This window comes from Streptomyces sp. NPDC048288 (assembly GCF_043201555.1).
Taxonomy (GTDB): domain Bacteria; phylum Actinomycetota; class Actinomycetes; order Streptomycetales; family Streptomycetaceae; genus Streptomyces.
The window spans coordinates 129,190-145,882 of the sequence record NZ_JBICZD010000013.1 but is presented as its reverse complement, the minus strand read 5'-3'; the positions used below and the strand labels follow the sequence as shown (position 1 = coordinate 145,882).

Genomic DNA, 16,693 nt, shown 5'->3' with positions numbered 1-16,693 from the left:
CGGGCATCCGGGCGATCCGCTCCTCCGGTATGCCAATCGGTATGTCAATCACCCATACGACGTCACGGCCGTGCATGAATCGCCTCATGGCAAAATTCCGGGGCCTCGGCGGCAGGGTGTGGGCGTACGTCCGCAGCGCCCCCGGCACGTACATCTGGCTGGCGATCCTCTTCGTGACGACCGTCGCGCTGCACTACATGTCGCCGGAGTTCGAGCAGCAGTTCCTGCGGCAGCGGTCCACCAACCTCCGTGAGCTGTCGGACAACCCGGTGCGGGTGCTGGTCGCGAGCGCGATGTGGATCGAGGGCGGGCACTGGGTGCCGTACGCCTTTCTCTACACCGTCTTCCACGCACCGGCGGAACGCTGGCTGGGGACGGTGCGCTGGCTGGCGGTGTGCGTGACCGCGCACGTGCTGGCCACCCTGATCAGCGAGGGCGCGCTGCTCAAGGGCATCCACGACGGCATCGCCCCGCACTCGGCGGTCAACACCCTGGACATCGGGGTGAGTTACGCGCTGGCCGGGGTGATCGGGGTGCTCACCTACCGGATCGCGAGGCCCTGGCGGTACGCGTACGCCGTCGTCGTGCTGCTGGTCTACGGCCTGCCGCTGACCGAGTCGCCGACCTTCACCGACCTGGGACATTTCGTCGCCGCGCTGATCGGTCTCGCCTGCTGTCCGCTGGCCAGGGGGCGCGGAAAAGCATGGAATCCGAAGGAGACACTGGCCGCTCTCAAGGGTTAACGTCCGGCCATGAGCAGTTCGGCAAGCAGGGTCGTCAACGGCGGCATCTCCTTCTGGTACGCGAACGACGGCCTCCCGGCGGTGCGGGAACCGCTCGCCGGTGACACGTCGGCGGACGTGGTGATCGTGGGCGGCGGCTACACCGGCCTGTGGACCGCGTACTACCTGAAGAAGGCCGCCCCCTCCCTCCGGGTCACCGTCCTGGAGCAGAAGTTCTGCGGCTACGGCGCCTCCGGGCGCAACGGCGGCTGGCTCTACAACGGCATCGCCGGCCGCGACCGGTACGCCGCGCTGCACGGCCAGGAGGCCGCCGTACGCCTGCAGAAGGCCATGAACGAGACCGTCGACGAGGTCGTGGCGGTCGCCGCGGCCGAGGGCATCGACGCCGACCTGCACAAGGGCGGGGTCCTCGAAGTGGCCACCACCCCGGCGCAGCTGGCCCGCCTGAAGGCCTTCCACGCGCACGAGCTGTCGTACGGCGAGAAGGACCGCGAGCTGTACGGCGCCGGGGAGACCCGGGAGCGGATCCGGGTCGCCGACGCCGTCGGCTCGACCTGGACCCCGCACGGCGCCCGGCTGCACCCGGTGAAGCTGGTGAAGGGCCTGGCCGCGGCCGCGGAGGCGCTCGGCGTGGACATCCACGAGTCCACCCCGGTGACCGAGATCCGCCCCCAGCACGCGGTCACCCCCTACGGCACGGTCCGCGCCCCGTACATCCTGCGCTGCACCGAGGGCTTCACCGCGAACCTCAGGGGCCAGAAGCGCACCTGGCTGCCGATGAACTCCTCGATGATCGCCACCGAGCCGCTGACGGAGCAGCAGTGGGAGTCGGTGGGCTGGAACGGCCTGGAGACCCTCGGCGACATGGCGCACGCCTACATGTACGCCCAGCGCACGGCCGACGGGCGGATCGCGCTCGGCGGGCGCGGGGTGCCGTACCGCTTCGGATCCCGCACCGACAACGACGGCCGGACCCAGCAGACGACGATCGAGGCCCTGCACGACATCCTCGTCCGCTTCTTCCCGTCCCTGGCCGGGGTCGCGGTCGAGCACGCCTGGTCCGGGGTGCTCGGGGTGCCCCGCGACTGGTGCGCGACCGTCACCCTGGACCGCTCGACGGGCCTCGGCTGGGCGGGCGGCTACGTCGGCTCCGGCGTCGCCACCACCAACCTCGCCGCCCGCACCCTCCGCGACCTCGTCCAGCTCGACTCCGGCCAGGCCGGCCGCACCGACCTCACCGAGCTGCCCTGGGTGAACCACAAGGTCCGCAAGTGGGAGCCCGAACCCTTCCGCTGGCTCGGCGTCCAGACCATGTACGCCACCTACCGCGCCGCCGACCAACACGAACGCCTCCACCCGAGCACCGAGTCCTCCCGCCTGGCCCGCATCGCGGACCGGGTGGCGGGCCGGCACTAGGCAGTCCAGGGACGCGGCGAAGGGCGAACCCCTTCACTCCTCCACCGGAGGGAAGCTCCGAGACGAGCAGCGCTCAGCGAGGCGTCGGTGCCGGGCCGGTCGTCGCGCGTTCGACCAGGTGGGGCGTGAGGACGGTCTCGTGCGGGGGGCCGCCCTCGATGAGGTCCAGGGCCGCGGTCACCGCGGCGTCCGCCATGGCGGCCGCGTCCTGGGAGACGGTGGTCATCTGCACGTGCGGCATCTTCGCCAGCCGCGAGTCGTCGTAGCCGACCACGGAGATCTCCGTGGGGACCTTGCGGCCCCGGTGGGCGAGAACGTCCAGGACGCCGGTGGCCGTACGGTCGTTGAAGGCGATGACGGCGGTGGGCGGCGGCACCGGACGGTCCAGCAGGTGACGCATGCCCTCCGCCCCGGCCTCCTCGGTCAGACCGCCCGCGAGCACGTCGGCCGAGTCGGCCAGCCCGTGGTCCGCCATGCCCTGGAGGAAGCCGAGCCGCCGGTCGGAGCTGCCCGGGGCGCCGGCCCCGTCGATGTGCGCGATCCGCCGGTGGCCGAGGCCGACGAGGTGGTCGACCGCGAGTCCGATGCCCACCGTGTCGTCACCGCGGACGGACCCCACGCTCGCCAGCGCGCTGCGGCGGGCGACGAGCAGGGTCGGCAACCGGCGGGCCAGGCGTTCGAGTTCCTCGTCGGACAGCCGGCTGCCCAGCAGGACGGCGGCCTCGCAGCGCTCGCGGAGCAGGGCGTCGACCGCGGTGGACTCCGCACGGCTGGGGGCCACCGCGCTGATCACCGCCTCGTAGCCGTGCCGGGCCGCGGCGGCGTAGAGATGCTCGACGAGGTCGCCGTGGAAGGGCTGCTGGAGCTCGAAGACGACGCCGAGCACCCGGGAGCTGGACCGCCGCAGCTTCTGGGCGCGGTGGTCGGGGACGTATCCCAGCTCGTCGGCGATCCGCAGCACGCGCCGCCGGGTCTCGTCACTGGCCCCCGGGACACCCCGGATCACGATCGAGACCAGGGCGGTGGACATACCGGCGGCCCTGGCCACGTCCGCCATGGTCGGACGGCCTTTCCGCTCGGAGCCGACGGCGGAGTCGATTGCGGAATCGGTTGCGGAGGCGGTTGCGGAGGCGGTTGCGGAATCGGCGGTGGAGGCGGCGGTGGCGTCGGTGGCGGCGGCCCGCGCGGGGGGCGGCTGTTCGGCGCCGTCGCGGGTGTCGTCGTCCGGCTTCGTCACGTCGCCACTCTCCCACCAGGTCGAATGCGGCTCGGCCGCCGGGCCCGACGGCGGCCTCGGGCCGAGCATATCGACCCCTTGACCGATTTCCCGGTGCGCGCCTACCTTCCGGACTAGAACGTACTAGTTACACGATCGCCGAGGTGACCGCATGACCCCGACCACATCCGGCCCGTCCCCCTTCGTCCTCGCCGCCAGCGCCGAAATGCTCTACCGGGACCGGCCGTTCACCGAGCGCGTGACCCGGATCGCCGAGCGCGGCTTCCAGGTGGAGATCTGGGACTGGTCGGCCAAGGACCTGGGCGCCCTGTCCGCCACCGGCGCGACCTTCTCCTCCATGACCGGCTACCTCACCGGCGATCTCACCGACCCCGACGGCATCGAGGCGCTGCTCTCCTCGGCCCGCGCCTCCCTGGAAGCGGCGGCGAGGATCGACTGTCCGCGCCTGAACCTGCACGGCACCGGCCTCGACGGCAAGGGCCTCCCCGTCCGCCCCGTCGAGGCCGTCACGCCCGGCATGTGGCTCACGGCGGCCGACACCCTGCGGCGCGTCGCGGAGCTGGGCGAGGCGGCGGGCCGGGTCTTCACCCTGGAGAACCTGAACCTGGCCGTGGACCACCCGGGCACCCCCTTCGCCCGCGCCGCCGACACCCTGGCCCTCGTCCGCGCCGTGGACAGCCCGTACCTGCGGATGAACCTGGACCTCTACCACGCCCAGATCGGCGAGGGGAACCTGGTGGAACTCTGCCGCCGGGCACTGCCGTACATCGGTGAGATCCAGGTCGCCGACGTCCCCGGACGCTGCGAACCGGGCACCGGCGAGATCCACTACCCGGCCGTCGCCCGCGCCCTCCACGCCCTCGGCTACACCGGCGTCATCGGCCTCGAAGGCTGGGCCCGCGACGACTCCGACGCGGCCCTGGACGCCTTCCGTGCCGCCTTCACCCCCACCTCGGTATTGACATAAGTATGTCATGACATACGCTTCTCGGAGTGAACCGCCCGGGTCATGAAGGGAAACCAGCGTGATGTCGTTCGAAGTGCTCACCATCGGCCGCGTCGGAGTGGACGTGTACCCGCTCCAGACCGGCGTGGGGCTGGCCGAGGTCGACTCGTTCGGCAAGTACCTGGGCGGGAGCCCGACCAACGTCGCGGTCGCGGCGGCCCGGTACGGCCGTTCCACGGCCGTGATCACGAAGACGGGCCGGGACCCCTTCGGCGACTTCGTCCGCAAGGCCCTCGACGGCTACGGCGTGGACGCGCGGTTCGTCGGTACGTCGGACATCGCGCCGACCCCGGTGACGTTCTGCGAGATCTTCCCGCCGGACGACTTCCCGCTGTACTTCTACCGCCTGCCGAAGGCCCCGGACCTGGACATCCACCTGGAGGAACTGGACCTGCGGGCCGTCCGGGACGCCGGGATCTTCTGGGTCACCGGCACCGGACTGAGCGAGGAGCCCAGCCGCTCCGCCACGCTCGCAGCCCTGGCCCACCGGGCGAAGTCCGGCACGACGGTCTTCGACCTCGACTGGCGCCCGATGTTCTGGGCGGACCCGGCCGAGGCCCGCGCGTACTACGCCGAGGCCCTCCGGCACACCACCGTGGCCGTCGGCAACCTCGACGAGTGCGAGGTCGCCACCGGCGAACGCGAACCGTACGCGGCGGCGCGGGCGCTCCTCGCGGCGGGCGTGGAGCTGGCCGTGGTGAAGCAGGGCCCGAAGGGCGTCCTGGCCATGGACCGGGACGGGACGGCGTCCGAGATCCCGCCCGTGCCGGTGGAGGTCGTCAACGGCCTGGGCGCCGGCGACGCCTTCGGCGGCGCCCTCTGCCACGGCCTGCTGTCCGGCTGGGACACCCGGCGCACCGTCTCCTTCGCGAACGCGGCCGGCGCCATCGTCGCGAGCCGGCTGTCCTGCTCCGACGCGATGCCCACCGAGGCCGAGGTCAACGCCAAGCTCGACGAGGTGCCCAGTGCTGTCTGAGAACCTGAGCCGCATCGTGGACGCCCGGGTCAACGACCCCGGCGCCGTCGCGGCGGCCGCCGAACGGCGCGTGAAGGCCACCTCGCTCCTCGGCGAGCACGGCAAGGCGATGATCATCGCCGCCGACCATCCGGCCCGCGGCGCCAACGGCGTCGGCGGCGACCCGAACGCCATGGCCGACCGCTTCGAACTCCTCGACCGCCTGTGCACCGCCCTGGAACGCCCGGGCGTCACCGGCGTCCTCGGCACCGCCGACATCCTGGAGGACCTCCTCCTGCTCGGCGTCCTCGACGGCAAGTCCGTCTTCGGCTCCATGAACCGCGGCGGCCTGGCGGGCTCCGTCTTCGAGATCGACGACCGGTTCACCGGGTACGACGCCGAGACCATCGCCGACCTCGGCTTCGACGGCGGCAAGATGCTCACCCGCATCGCACTGTCCGACCCGGCGACCCCCTCGGTCCTGGAGAACACCGCGCGTGCCGTGAACGAGCTCAACGACCGGCGCCTGATCGCCATGGTCGAGCCGTTCCTGTCCGAGTGGCAGGACGGCAGGATCCGCAACGACCTGTCGACCGACGCCGTGATCAAGTCGATCAGCATCGCGTCGGGCCTGGGCCGGCGGACCGCCTACACCTGGCTGAAGCTGCCGGTCGTCGAGAACATGGAACGCGTCCTTTCGGCCTCGACGCTGCCCGCGCTGCTGCTCGGCGGCGAGGTCAGGGACGCCGAGGCCGCGTTCGCCTCCTGGGGCAGGGCGCTGAAGCAGCCGACCGCGCAGGGCCTGGTCGTCGGCCGCTCCCTGCTCTACCCGGCGGGCGGCGACGTCGCCGGCGCCGTCGACAAGGCGGTGAGCCTGCTGTGAGCGACAACGCCAAGTACCACCTGCCGAAGGGGACTTCGGCGGACGGCCCGTACGACGTCCGGATCACTCCGGAGTCGGCGGGCTGGGGATACTCCGGCCTCAGGATCCTGACCCTGGCGCCGGGCGGCACGCACACCCTGTCCACCGGGGACTCCGAGTTCCTGGTACTGCCGCTGACGGGCTCCTGCACCGTCACCACGGACGGCAGCACCTTCGAACTCACCGGCCGGACGGGCGTGTTCGCCTCCGCCACCGACTTCGCGTACCTGCCGCGCGCGTCGCAGGCCCTCATCAGCAGCGCGGCCGGCGGCCGGTTCGCGCTGCCCTCCGCCCGTACCGGGCAGGGAGGTCACTCGGCCCGGTACGGGCGCAAGGAGGACGTACCCGTCGAACTGCGCGGCGCCGGAGCGTGCTCGCGGCAGGTCAACAACTACTGCCTGCCCGGCACCTTCGACGCCGAGCAGCTGCTGGTGTGCGAGGTGCTGACCCCCGGCGGCAACTGGTCCTCGTATCCGCCGCACAAGCACGACGAGGCCCGGCCCGGCCAGGAGTCGGAACTGGAGGAGATCTACTACTTCGAGATCTCCGGCGGCGACGGCGCCTTCGGCTACCAGCGGGTCTACGGCACCCCGGACCGCCCGATCGACGTGCTCGCCGAGGTCCGCTCCGGCGACACCGTGCTCATCCCGCACGGCTGGCACGGCCCGTCGATCGCCGCTCCCGGCTACGACCTCTACTACCTCAACGTCATGGCGGGACCGGGACAGGACCGCGCCTGGCTGATCTGCGACGACCCCGCCCACGGCTGGGTGCGCGGCACCTGGGACTCCCAGGACGTGGACGACCGGCTGCCCTTCGGAGAAGACCGATGAACACCGTACGACTGACCACCGCCCAGGCCCTGGTCCGCTTCCTGGCCGCCCAGTACAGCGAGCGCGACGGCCAGGAACAGCGCCTGATCCCCGGCGTCTGGGGCATCTTCGGCCACGGCAACGTCGCCGGCCTCGGCCAGGCCCTCCTCCAGGCCGCGGTGACGAAGGAAGCGGACCTGCCGTACTACCTGGCCCGCAACGAACAGGGCATGGTCCACGCCTCCGTCGCCTACGCCAAGATGCGCGACCGCCTCGCCACCTTCGCCTGCACGGCCTCGACCGGCCCCGGCTCCACGAACATGATCACGGGCGCGGCCCTGGCGACCACCAACCGCCTCCCCGTCCTCCTGCTCCCCTCCGACATGTTCGCCACCCGCGCCGCCGACCCGGTCCTCCAGCAGCTGGAGGACACCCGCGGCGGCGACGTCACCGTCAACGACGCCTTCCGCGCCGTATCCAAGTACTTCGACCGCGTCCAGCGCCCCGAACAGCTCATCCCCGCCGCCCTCGCGGCCATGCGGGTCCTCACCGACCCGGTCGAGACCGGCGCCGTCACCCTCGCCCTCCCCCAGGACGTGCAGGCCGAGGCCTACGACTGGCCGGTCTCCTTCTTCCGCCGCCGGGTCTGGCACGTGGGCCGCCCGGTCCCCGAACCGGCCGCCGTCGAGCGGGCGGTGGCGCTCCTGCGCACGGCGAAGAAACCGCTGATCGTGGCCGGTGGCGGCGCCGTGTACTCCGGTGCCGAGACCGCGCTGCGCGCCTTCGCCGAGGCCACCGGCATCCCGGTCGCCGACACCCACGCCGGCAAGGGCGCGGTGCCCTGGGACCACCCCTACGCGGTCGGCGGCATCGGCTCCACGGGCTCGTACGCGGCGAACGAACTGGCCCGCGAGGCAGACGTCGTCATCGGCATCGGCACCCGCTACTCGGACTTCACCACCGCCAGCCACACCGTCTTCGGCAACCCCGACGTCACGTTCGTCAACCTCAACGTGGCCCGCCTGGACGCCGTCAAGCACGCGGCGGAGCCCCTGGTCGCGGACGCCCGCCTCGGCATCCAGGCCCTCGCCGGAGCCCTGGACGGCTGGGAGGTGGAGGAGTCCTACCGGCGCCGCACCCGTGAACTGATCGCCCGCACACGGGAGATCGAGGACGCCTGCTTCACCGTCGGCCACGGCCCGCTCCCGGCCCAGACCGAGATCCTCGGCGCGCTGAACGACGTCCTCGACGACCGCGCGGTGGTCATCAACGCGGCCGGTTCCATGCCCGGAGACCTCCAGCAGCTGTGGCGGGCCCGCGACCCGAAGGCCTACCACGTGGAGTACGCCTACTCCTGCATGGGCTACGAGGTCGCCGCGGGCGTCGGCGCGAAGATGGCCGACCCGTCGCGTGAGGTCGTCGTGCTGGTCGGCGACGGCTCGTACCTGATGATGGCCCAGGAGATCGTCACCATGGTCTCCGAAGGCCTGAAGGTCATCATCGTCCTGGTCCAGAACCACGGCTTCGCCTCCATCGGCGCCCTCTCCGAGTCCCTCGGCTCCCAGCGGTTCGGCACCAAGTACCGCTACCGCAACGGCGACTCGGGCCGGCTCGACGGCGACGTCCTCCCCGTCGACCTCGCCGCCAACGCCTCCTCCCTGGGCGCGGACGTCCTGCACGCCACCACCGTCGAGGAGTTCCGCTCCGCGATGGACAAGGCGAAGGCCGCCACCCGCACCACCGTCGTGCACGTCGAGACCGACCTCTACGGCCCCAACCCGCCGGGCCACGCCTGGTGGGACGTCCCCGTCAGCGAGGTCTCCGCCCTCGACACCACCCGGGCCGCCTACGACACCTACACCGCCCGCAAGCAGACCCAGCGCCACTACCTGTAAGGAACCCCCGCTGTGAACACCATCCCGCACTGGATCAACGGCGCCGAGGTCACCACCGAGACCACCGCCCCCGTCTACAACCCCGCCACCGGCGCCGAGCAGGCCCGCCTCGCCCTCGGCGGCGCCCCCGAGGTCGACGCGGCGGTCGCCGCGGCCTCCGCCGCCTTCGAGACCTGGCAGGACTCCTCCCTCTCCCAGCGCACCCAGGTCATGTTCGCCTTCCGCCAGCTGCTGGTCGACCACGAGGAGGAACTCGCCCGGATCATCTCGGCCGAGCACGGCAAGACCGTCGACGACGCCCGCGGCGAGATCACCCGCGGCCGCGAGGTCGTCGAGTACGTCTGCGGCCTCGGCGACGTGCTCAAGGGCTCCTTCTCCGACCAGGTCTCCCGCGGCGTCGACGTCCACAACTTCCGCCAGCCCCTCGGCGTGGTCGCGGGCATCACCCCCTTCAACTTCCCGGCGATGGTCCCCCTGTGGATGCACCCCGTCGCCATCGCCACCGGCAACACGTTCATCCTCAAGCCGTCCGAGCGCGACCCCTCCGCCGCGAACTTCGTCGCCGGCCTCTACCGCAAGGCGGGCCTGCCCGACGGCGTCTTCAACGTCGTCCACGGCGGCAAGGACGCGGTCGACGCGCTCCTCACCCACCCCGGCGTCGAAGCCGTCTCCTTCGTCGGCTCCACCCCCATCGCCAAGTACGTGCACGAGCAGGCCACCGCCCACGGCAAGCGCGTCCAGGCCCTCGGCGGCGCCAAGAACCACGCCGTCGTCCTCCCCGACGCCGACCTCGAATTCGCCGCCAACCACCTCACCGCCGGCGCCTACGGCTCCGCCGGCGAACGCTGCATGGCCGTCTCGGTCGCCGTCGCGGTCGGCGACGCCGCCGACTCACTGGTCGAGATCCTCACGCGCAAGGCGAACGAGGTGAAGGTCGGCCCCGGCGACGCCCCCGGCACCGAGATGGGCCCCCTGGTCACCAAGGCCGCGCAGGAACGCGTCGAGAACGCCGTCGGTGTCGCCGCCACCCAGGGCGCCACCGTCATCGTCGACGGCCGAGGCCTCAAGCTCGACGACCCCACCTACGCCGACGGCTTCTTCACCGGCCCCTCCCTCCTCGACCACGTCACCCCCGACATGGACGCCTACCAGGAGGAACTCTTCGGCCCGGTCCTCGCCATCGTCCGCACCGACACCCTCGACCAGGCCATCGACCTCATCAACGCCAACCCCTACGGCAACGGCACCGCCCTCTTCACCGCCTCCGGCGAAGCCGCCCGCCGCTTCCAGCGCCGCATCAAGGTCGGCATGATCGGCATCAACGTCCCCGTCCCCGTCCCCATGTCCTACTACTCCTTCGGCGGCTGGAAGGACTCCCTCATCGGCGACCACCCCATCCACGGCCCCGAAGGCATCCGCTTCTACACCCGCCCCAAGGTCATCACCACCCGCTGGCCCGAGCCCAAGCAGCAACTCACCGCCGGCTTCGACTTCCCCACCTCCAACTGACCCCCACGCACAACAAAAGGCCAGGTCACAACCCACGTGACCTGGCCTCGCCAGAGCCCCCTGTCGGATTCGAACCGACGACCTACGCATTACAAGTGCGTTGCTCTGGCCAGCTGAGCTAAGGAGGCGTGCACACGCGCGGTGGCGATGCGCGAGTGCAGTGTACCCACGTCGCGGAGGGGGCCTGTCGAAAATTTCCGCGAAGTTCACAGGGCTCCAGGTACTGACATACGGGGTGAACGCCAGGTACCGTCCAGAGCCAGTTCACTCTCGTGGACTACACCACCACCTTCCTACAACGGATCGTCCGGCACGTTCCTGCCGGTAGAAGGGGGCCTCTGAGCCATGGCCACTGTCACGTTCGACAAGGCGACCCGGATCTACCCGGGTTCCACCAAGCCCGCCGTCGACGGCCTCGACATCGCGATCGAGGACGGCGAGTTCCTCGTTCTGGTCGGCCCGTCGGGTTGCGGCAAGTCCACCTCGCTCCGGATGCTCGCGGGGCTCGAGGACGTCAACGGCGGTTCCATCCGCATCGGTGACCGCGACGTCACGCACCTGCCGCCCAAGGACCGGGACATCGCCATGGTGTTCCAGAACTACGCGCTGTACCCGCACATGACCGTCGCCGACAACATGGGCTTCGCGCTCAAGATCGCCGGCGTCAACAAGGCGGAGATCCGGCAGAAGGTCGAGGAGGCCGCGAAGATCCTCGACCTGACCGAGTACCTGGACCGCAAGCCGAAGGCCCTCTCCGGTGGTCAGCGTCAGCGTGTCGCGATGGGCCGTGCCATCGTCCGTGAGCCGCAGGTCTTCCTCATGGACGAGCCGCTGTCCAACCTGGACGCCAAGCTCCGCGTCTCCACCCGTACGCAGATCGCGTCGCTGCAGCGCCGTCTCGGCATCACCACCGTCTACGTCACCCACGACCAGGTCGAGGCCATGACGATGGGCGACCGGGTCGCGGTCCTCAAGGACGGTCTGCTCCAGCAGGTCGACTCGCCGCGGAACATGTACGACCGCCCGGCCAACCTCTTCGTCGCCGGCTTCATCGGCTCCCCCGCCATGAACCTGGTCGAGGTCCCGATCACCGACGGCGGCGTGAAGTTCGGCAACAGCGTGGTCCCGGTGAACCGCGAGGCGCTGCAGGCCGCCGCCGACAAGGGCGACCGCACGGTCACCGTCGGTGTCCGCCCCGAGCACTTCGACATCGTCGAGCACAACGGCGAGGCCGCCGCCTCCCTCTCCAAGGACACCGAGGACGCCCCGGCGGGCCTCGCGGTCTCCGTGAACGTCGTCGAGGAGCTCGGCGCCGACGGCTACGTCTACGGCAGCGCCAAGGTCGGCGACGACCTCAAGGACCTGGTCGTCCGCGTCAGCGGCCGCGCGGTCCCGGAGAAGGGCGCCACGCTGCACGTCGTGCCGCGGCCGGGCGAGACCCACGTGTTCTCCACGTCCACGGGTGAGCGTCTCTCCGACTGAGTGCGCGTCACAGCGACAAACCTCTGACCAGGGTGAATCTGCCCAGGTTGACGACGAAGGCCCCGCAGCCTGCTGCGGGGCCTTTCGGTTGCCCCGATTTACCCCGGCAAGCGGGTGGTTTTCGAGCAGCGTGCGTCAACCCCGTACCCGAAACACGGCACTTCCCCATCCCCCGAACCGGTGACTAAATGTCGCCAAATCATTACCGCACGCTACCCTCACACGCGTGAAGCACTCCACCACCCCTCAGACGCGACGCGGCCACCGGGGCGGCCCTGCCCGCCGGATCGGCCGCACTCTCGCCCTCGTCCTGCCCGTCGTCCTGGTGCTCTCCGGGACCCTCGCCGTCACCCGAGTCAACTGGACGGGAAGCCCGCGGGACTCGGTGCTCACCGCGACCGACGTGACCGACGCGCACGTCTCCTCCAAGGCCGTCGCCCAGGCCCCGCAGGACGTGCTGCGCGACCAGCTGATGAGCGAGCTCCAGGACAGGAACCCGGGCCAGGTCCTCACCCACCTCCAGCAGGCGGTCAACGGCCACCCGTCGCTCGCCCGGCACTGCACGTCCATCGCCCGCGCCCTGGGCCGGGCCGCGGTGCGCATCTACGGCGCCTCGCGCGCCCAGTCGTACGCCCGCCCGGTCTGCGACACCTCCTTCGCGTCCGGCGTGCTGGCGGCGCACAGCTGAACGCCGGCCGGTAAGCAGGTAACGGGTCCTTAAGGGCCCTCTTACGGCAGGGGAACTGCCCCGGGGCGCCGCGTACAGTTCGGGCATGACTCATCCGAACGCCGCGCTGCGCCCCACCCAAGCCGTGGTCCTGGCCGGTGGCCAGGGCTCACGGCTTCGTCCGTACACCGACGACCGGCCCAAGCCGATGGTCGAGATTCCGGGCACGGGCACGCCGATCATCGGCCACCAGCTGCGCTGGCTCGCCGAGGAGGGCGTCACGGACGTGGTGGTCTCCTGCGGCCATCTCGCCGATGTCCTGCAGAAGTGGCTGGCCTCGGCCGACCTGCCGCTCTCCGTCACGACGGTGGTCGAGAGCGAGCCGCTGGGCCGGGGCGGCGGCCTCAAGTACGCGGCCGCGCATCTGCCCCACCCCGACCGGCCCTGGTACGCCACGAACGGCGACATCTGGACCCGGTTCTCGCTGCGCGACATGGCCGACTTCCACACGGAGCGGGACGCGGTGGCCACGCTGGCGCTCGCCCGGCCGCGGATTCCCTGGGGCGCGGTGAAGACGGACGGCTTCGGCCACATCACGGACTTCATCGAGGCACCGCCGTCGACGTTCGAGATCAACGCCGGTGTGTACGTCTTCTCGCCCGCGTTCGCCGGGATGCTGCCGGAGCGGGGCGACCACGAGCGGACGACGTTCCCGCACCTCGCGCGGAGCCGGCAGCTGGCCGGGTTCCCGATCCCGCAGGGGGCGTACTGGCGGGCCATCGACACGGCGAAGGATCTGACGGAGGCGGCGAAGGAATTGGCGGCGCTGGGGCGGTGACGGCCGTGGTCGGCCGCGGGTGAGTGGGGGCTGGTCGCGCCCGCGCGGCGGAGCCGCATATCGATACAGCCCCGCGCCCCTTTCGGGGCGCGTTTGAGGCCCCGCACCTGAAAAGGTGCGGGGCCTCAAGGTCGTACGACCCGATCGCTAGCCCAGCAAGCCGCCCACCAGGCCCGGCTGGCCCGAGGAGGAGGAGCCGCCGCCGGTGCTGGTGCCGGTGCCGCTGCCGGTTCCGGTGCCGCCCGTGGAGGAGGTGCCGCCGGTGGCGGTGCCGCCGGATGTCGGGCCGGCCGTGGTGGGGGCCGGGGCCGTGTGCTGGGGCGGGGCCTGGCCCGTGGTGCCCTGGGTCTGGCTGGGGGTCGTGGTGGTGGCGCCGCTGGTCGTGCGGTCGGCGCCCGGGGTCGTCGCCGCCCCGGAGGGGCTCGCGCCGGCCGTGGCGCCCCCGGAGGGCGACGTGGAGGCCGACGGGGTCTGCTGCTGACGCTGTGCCGTCTCGCCGGGGAGCGGGGAGCCGGGGAGGTTGTTGCGGGGCGCCTCGCCGGGGCCGGGGACGACCACGCGGCTGGAGTCGCGGACCGCGCCGCCCAGGAGGGAGCCGATGAGCAGGGTCAGACCGATGGTGATGGCCGTGACCAGGGCACCGCGGCGCAGCACGTAGGCGCGCAGGTCCCAGATGTCGGAGTGCGGGCCCAGGCGTCGCCAGGCGCTGCCCGCCAGCCGGCCGTCGATGGAGTAGACGGGGGCGCCGGCGATGATCAGCGGCGACCAGGCGGCGAGGTAGATGATGTCCGGGGCGTCGTACGCGGGGACCGTCTTCCAGCTGACGGTGACGATGAGCGCGGCGGAGAGCAGCGCGCCGACGACCGCGGCGACCCGCTGCCAGCAGCCGAGGACGGTCAGCACGCCGACGATCACCTGGAAGAAGGCGATGACGAGGCCGGAGCCGACCGGGTGCTGGAGGGCGAACTGGCGCAGCGGTTCGGCGACCTCCCAGGGGTGCAGCGTGTTGAGCCAGGTGACCATGGAGCCGCGCTTGCCGCCGTCGAAGTAGACGGGGTCGCACAGCTTGCCCATGCCGGCGTAGATGGAGATGAAGCCGAGGAAGATCCGCAGCGGGAGCAGGACCACGCCGAGGTTCATCCGGCGGCCGGGGTAGTAGGCGTGCCGGGCCGGATCGCCTTCCCCGTGCCGTCGGGTGGACCGCGGCTCGTCGAGGTCCTCCAGGTCGTCGAAGTCCTCGTACCGGTCGTCGGCGTAGCCCGGTCCGGCGTAGGCCGACCCGTCGTAGGCCGACCCGTCGTAGCCCGGTCCGGCGTAGGCCGGTTCGTCGTAGGCGCTGCCGACCGTCCGCATGTGCGGGAGGAGCCGGGTCTCGCCCGAGGCGGGGTCGCGGGGGTGGCCGACCAGCGGGGTCTCGACGGTCTGGTCGAGGTCGGCGTATCCGTCGTCGACGCGCGGGATGACCTGGGTCGCGCCGGCCGGTTCGGCGGGTTCCTCGACGTGCCGGACGCTGCCGCCCCGGACGGCCTGGAGCAGCCGGTGGGCGCCGGTGTCGTCGGGCGCGGACTTGCCGCTCCAGACGACCGGGCGGCGACGGCCGGGCGCCGCCCCCGCTCTGCCCGCCGTGCCGACGGCCGGGAACCGCGCGGTGTCCTCGGTGGCGCTCAAGTGCCCTGCGACCCGGGAGGATTGGGTACGCCGTGTCGATACGCCCAGCTGCACGCGGAAGCTCGCGTGGTTGACGATGACCTGCGCCGGATCGCTCGGCACCTTCACCATGCTCAGCGCGGGAGCGTCCTCGGGACCGGAGGCGAATCCGGAGCGGAATCCCGACGAGCGGTCCCCCGTGGGTGTGCGGGGTGTTCTGGTGTCCACACTCATCTAACCGAGTGACGTGGAGTTAGGACACTGCTTTGACCGCCCGGATGTGTCCGGACCCCGTCAAGGATGTCCTGGACGCCGGAATTACCCCGCACGGGTGAGGTCGCGGACGTCTGTTCAGCTCCGGCGGCGCGCCGCCTCATACAGCACGATCCCCGCCGCCACACCCGCGTTCAGCGACTCGGCACCACCCGGCATCGGGATCCGGACCCGGTAGTCGCAGGACCCCTCTTGACCGCCGCTCTCGCACGCTACGCGGCTTCGAACAGCTGCGCCGGCCTCCGACCGGCGAGCTCCGCCTGCCCACCCGCCATCAGTCCCGTCGACGCGCCGCCTCATACAGCACGATCCCCGCCGCCACACCGGCGTTCAGCGACTCGGCACCGCCCGGCATCGGGATCCGGACCCGGTAGTCGCAGGTCTCGCCGACCAGGCGGGACAGGCCCTTGCCCTCGCTGCCGACGACGATGACGACGGGGCCGCCGAGCGCCTCCAGGTCGCCGATCTCGTGCTCGCCGTCCGCGGCGAGGCCGACGATCACGATGCCGGCCTTCTTGTACGCCTCCAGGGCGCGGGTGAGGTTCGTGGCGCGGGCGACGGGCGTGCGGGCCGCCGTACCGGCCGACGTCTTCCAGGCACCGGCGGTCATACCGGCGGCGCGCCGCTCGGGGACGACCACACCGTGGCCGCCGAAGGCGGAGACGGAGCGGACGACGGCGCCGAGGTTGCGCGGGTCGGTGACGCCGTCGAGGGCGACGATGAGGGGGTCCTCGCCCTCGTCGGCGGCCGCCTCGGCCAGGTCCTCGGGGTGCGCGTACTCGTACGGCGGGACCTGGAGGACCAGACCCTGGTGGTTGAGGCCGTTGGTCATCCGGTCCAGCTCGGGGCGCGGGGCCTCCATGAGGTTGATGCCACCGCGCTCGGCGGCGAGCTGCAGGGCCTCGCGGACGCGCTCGTCGTTGTCGATGAACTGCTGGACGTAGAGGGTCGAGGCGGGAACGCCCTCGCGCAGCGCCTCGACGACCGGGTTACGGCCGACGACCATCTCGGACGTGCCCCTGCCGCCCCGGCCGCGCGCCACCGGACGGCGCTGGACCTGCTTGGACTTGGCGTTGGCGATGCGGTTCTTCTTGTGTCCCTTGCGCATCTCGGCGGGCGGGGTCGGACCCTTGCCCTCCAGGCCCCGGCGCCGCTGGCCGCCACTGCCGATCTGCGCGCCCTTCTTGCCGGACATGCGGCGGTTGTTGGCTGCCATGGGTTACCCGTCTCCGTGAGCTGTCTTCGTAAGTCTTCGTACGTACGTCTTATGCAGTGTGCCGCCCGGGGGGCC

At 71.6% G+C, this 16,693-nt stretch carries 14 protein-coding genes, 1 tRNA gene and 1 pseudogene; 11 read left to right on the top strand and 5 right to left on the bottom strand.

The window, feature by feature from the left end; translation table 11 throughout:
* Positions 1–86 precede the first annotated feature (86 nt).
* Both ACGFZS_RS38500 and ACGFZS_RS38495 read left to right on the top strand, forming a co-directional pair.
* Entirely contained in the window at positions 87–743 is a 657-nt protein-coding gene (locus ACGFZS_RS38500) for a rhomboid-like protein (RefSeq protein WP_393798999.1), read from the top strand.
* A 9-nt stretch (positions 744–752) separates the two neighbouring features.
* Positions 753–2,159 (top strand): NAD(P)/FAD-dependent oxidoreductase, encoded by a 1,407-nt coding sequence (locus tag ACGFZS_RS38495; RefSeq protein ID WP_393798998.1) that lies wholly within the window; start codon positions 753–755, stop codon positions 2,157–2,159.
* A gap of 73 nt (positions 2,160–2,232) precedes the next feature.
* Here ACGFZS_RS38495 and ACGFZS_RS38490 read toward each other — a convergent pair whose 3' ends face one another.
* On the bottom strand, positions 2,233–3,396 hold the full coding sequence (locus ACGFZS_RS38490) for a LacI family DNA-binding transcriptional regulator (RefSeq protein WP_393798997.1): 1,164 nt from the start codon (positions 3,394–3,396) through the stop codon (positions 2,233–2,235).
* A 151-nt stretch (positions 3,397–3,547) separates the two neighbouring features.
* Here ACGFZS_RS38490 and ACGFZS_RS38485 point away from each other — a divergent pair, with 151 nt between their 5' ends.
* The 6 genes from ACGFZS_RS38485 (at position 3,548) to ACGFZS_RS38460 (ending at position 10,495) form a co-directional block, all read left to right on the top strand.
* The gene (locus ACGFZS_RS38485; protein WP_393798996.1) at positions 3,548–4,363 is read left to right on the top strand and encodes a TIM barrel protein; all 816 of its coding nucleotides are present in this window, start codon (positions 3,548–3,550) and stop codon (positions 4,361–4,363) included.
* 61 nt (positions 4,364–4,424) lie between these two features.
* A complete protein-coding gene (iolC, locus tag ACGFZS_RS38480; RefSeq protein WP_393798995.1) occupies positions 4,425–5,378 on the top strand; it encodes a 5-dehydro-2-deoxygluconokinase in 954 nt (317 codons plus the stop codon).
* Positions 5,368–6,240 carry an aldolase gene (locus ACGFZS_RS38475; RefSeq protein ID WP_393798994.1) on the top strand — a complete coding sequence of 291 codons (873 nt, stop codon included), beginning with the start codon at positions 5,368–5,370 and terminating at the stop codon, positions 6,238–6,240. Before iolC ends, ACGFZS_RS38475 begins: the two co-directional genes overlap by 11 nt.
* Positions 6,237–7,112 (top strand): 5-deoxy-glucuronate isomerase, encoded by an 876-nt coding sequence (iolB, locus tag ACGFZS_RS38470; RefSeq protein WP_393798993.1) that lies wholly within the window; start codon positions 6,237–6,239, stop codon positions 7,110–7,112. The genes ACGFZS_RS38475 and iolB overlap by 4 nt, the downstream gene beginning before the upstream one ends.
* Positions 7,109–8,986: a 3D-(3,5/4)-trihydroxycyclohexane-1,2-dione acylhydrolase (decyclizing) gene (gene iolD / locus ACGFZS_RS38465; protein WP_393798992.1), complete on the top strand. Its 1,878-nt coding sequence runs from the start codon at positions 7,109–7,111 to the stop codon at positions 8,984–8,986. The genes iolB and iolD overlap by 4 nt, the downstream gene beginning before the upstream one ends.
* 12 nt (positions 8,987–8,998) lie before the next feature.
* Complete coding sequence (locus ACGFZS_RS38460; protein ID WP_393798991.1) at positions 8,999–10,495, top strand: CoA-acylating methylmalonate-semialdehyde dehydrogenase; 1,497 nt, start codon at positions 8,999–9,001, stop codon at positions 10,493–10,495.
* Positions 10,496–10,549: 54 nt separating this feature from the next.
* Here the strand turns inward: ACGFZS_RS38460 and ACGFZS_RS38455 are convergent.
* A tRNA-Thr gene (locus ACGFZS_RS38455) sits at positions 10,550–10,623 on the bottom strand.
* Positions 10,624–10,840: 217 nt separating this feature from the next.
* Between ACGFZS_RS38455 and ACGFZS_RS38450 the strand changes: the two genes are divergently transcribed.
* The 3 genes from ACGFZS_RS38450 (at position 10,841) to ACGFZS_RS38440 (ending at position 13,482) form a co-directional block, all read left to right on the top strand.
* Entirely contained in the window at positions 10,841–11,977 is a 1,137-nt protein-coding gene (locus ACGFZS_RS38450; RefSeq protein WP_355725814.1) for a sn-glycerol-3-phosphate ABC transporter ATP-binding protein UgpC, read from the top strand.
* 226 nt (positions 11,978–12,203) lie between these two features.
* Entirely contained in the window at positions 12,204–12,665 is a 462-nt protein-coding gene (locus ACGFZS_RS38445) for a hypothetical protein (RefSeq protein WP_393798990.1), read from the top strand.
* Between the two features lie 85 nt (positions 12,666–12,750).
* Complete coding sequence (locus ACGFZS_RS38440) at positions 12,751–13,482, top strand: NDP-sugar synthase (RefSeq protein ID WP_393798989.1); 732 nt, start codon at positions 12,751–12,753, stop codon at positions 13,480–13,482.
* Positions 13,483–13,629: 147 nt separating this feature from the next.
* On the opposite strand, the gene ACGFZS_RS38435 is transcribed toward ACGFZS_RS38440, so the two are convergent.
* From ACGFZS_RS38435 to rlmB, 3 genes and pseudogenes are all read right to left on the bottom strand, one after another.
* On the bottom strand, positions 13,630–15,363 hold the full coding sequence (locus ACGFZS_RS38435) for a DoxX family protein (RefSeq protein ID WP_393798988.1): 1,734 nt from the start codon (positions 15,361–15,363) through the stop codon (positions 13,630–13,632).
* Between the two features lie 117 nt (positions 15,364–15,480).
* Positions 15,481–15,585, bottom strand: a pseudogene (locus ACGFZS_RS38430) (TrmH family RNA methyltransferase); the annotation flags it as partial.
* 91 nt (positions 15,586–15,676) lie between these two features.
* Complete coding sequence (rlmB, locus tag ACGFZS_RS38425; RefSeq protein WP_393798987.1) at positions 15,677–16,618, bottom strand: 23S rRNA (guanosine(2251)-2'-O)-methyltransferase RlmB; 942 nt, start codon at positions 16,616–16,618, stop codon at positions 15,677–15,679.
* Positions 16,619–16,693: the final 75 nt, after the last annotated feature.

Coding starts and splice junctions, on each gene's coding strand:
- ACGFZS_RS38435 (WP_393798988.1), bottom strand. CDS start 15,363: ATGAGTGTGGACACCAGAACACCCCGCACACCCACGGGGGACCGCTCG.
- ACGFZS_RS38500 (WP_393798999.1), top strand. CDS start 87: ATGGCAAAATTCCGGGGCCTCGGCGGCAGGGTGTGGGCGTACGTCCGC.
- iolC (WP_393798995.1), top strand. CDS start 4,425: ATGTCGTTCGAAGTGCTCACCATCGGCCGCGTCGGAGTGGACGTGTAC.
- ACGFZS_RS38485 (WP_393798996.1), top strand. CDS start 3,548: ATGACCCCGACCACATCCGGCCCGTCCCCCTTCGTCCTCGCCGCCAGC.
- ACGFZS_RS38495 (WP_393798998.1), top strand. CDS start 753: ATGAGCAGTTCGGCAAGCAGGGTCGTCAACGGCGGCATCTCCTTCTGG.
- rlmB (WP_393798987.1), bottom strand. CDS start 16,618: ATGGCAGCCAACAACCGCCGCATGTCCGGCAAGAAGGGCGCGCAGATC.
- ACGFZS_RS38440 (WP_393798989.1), top strand. CDS start 12,751: ATGACTCATCCGAACGCCGCGCTGCGCCCCACCCAAGCCGTGGTCCTG.
- iolD (WP_393798992.1), top strand. CDS start 7,109: ATGAACACCGTACGACTGACCACCGCCCAGGCCCTGGTCCGCTTCCTG.
- ACGFZS_RS38450 (WP_355725814.1), top strand. CDS start 10,841: ATGGCCACTGTCACGTTCGACAAGGCGACCCGGATCTACCCGGGTTCC.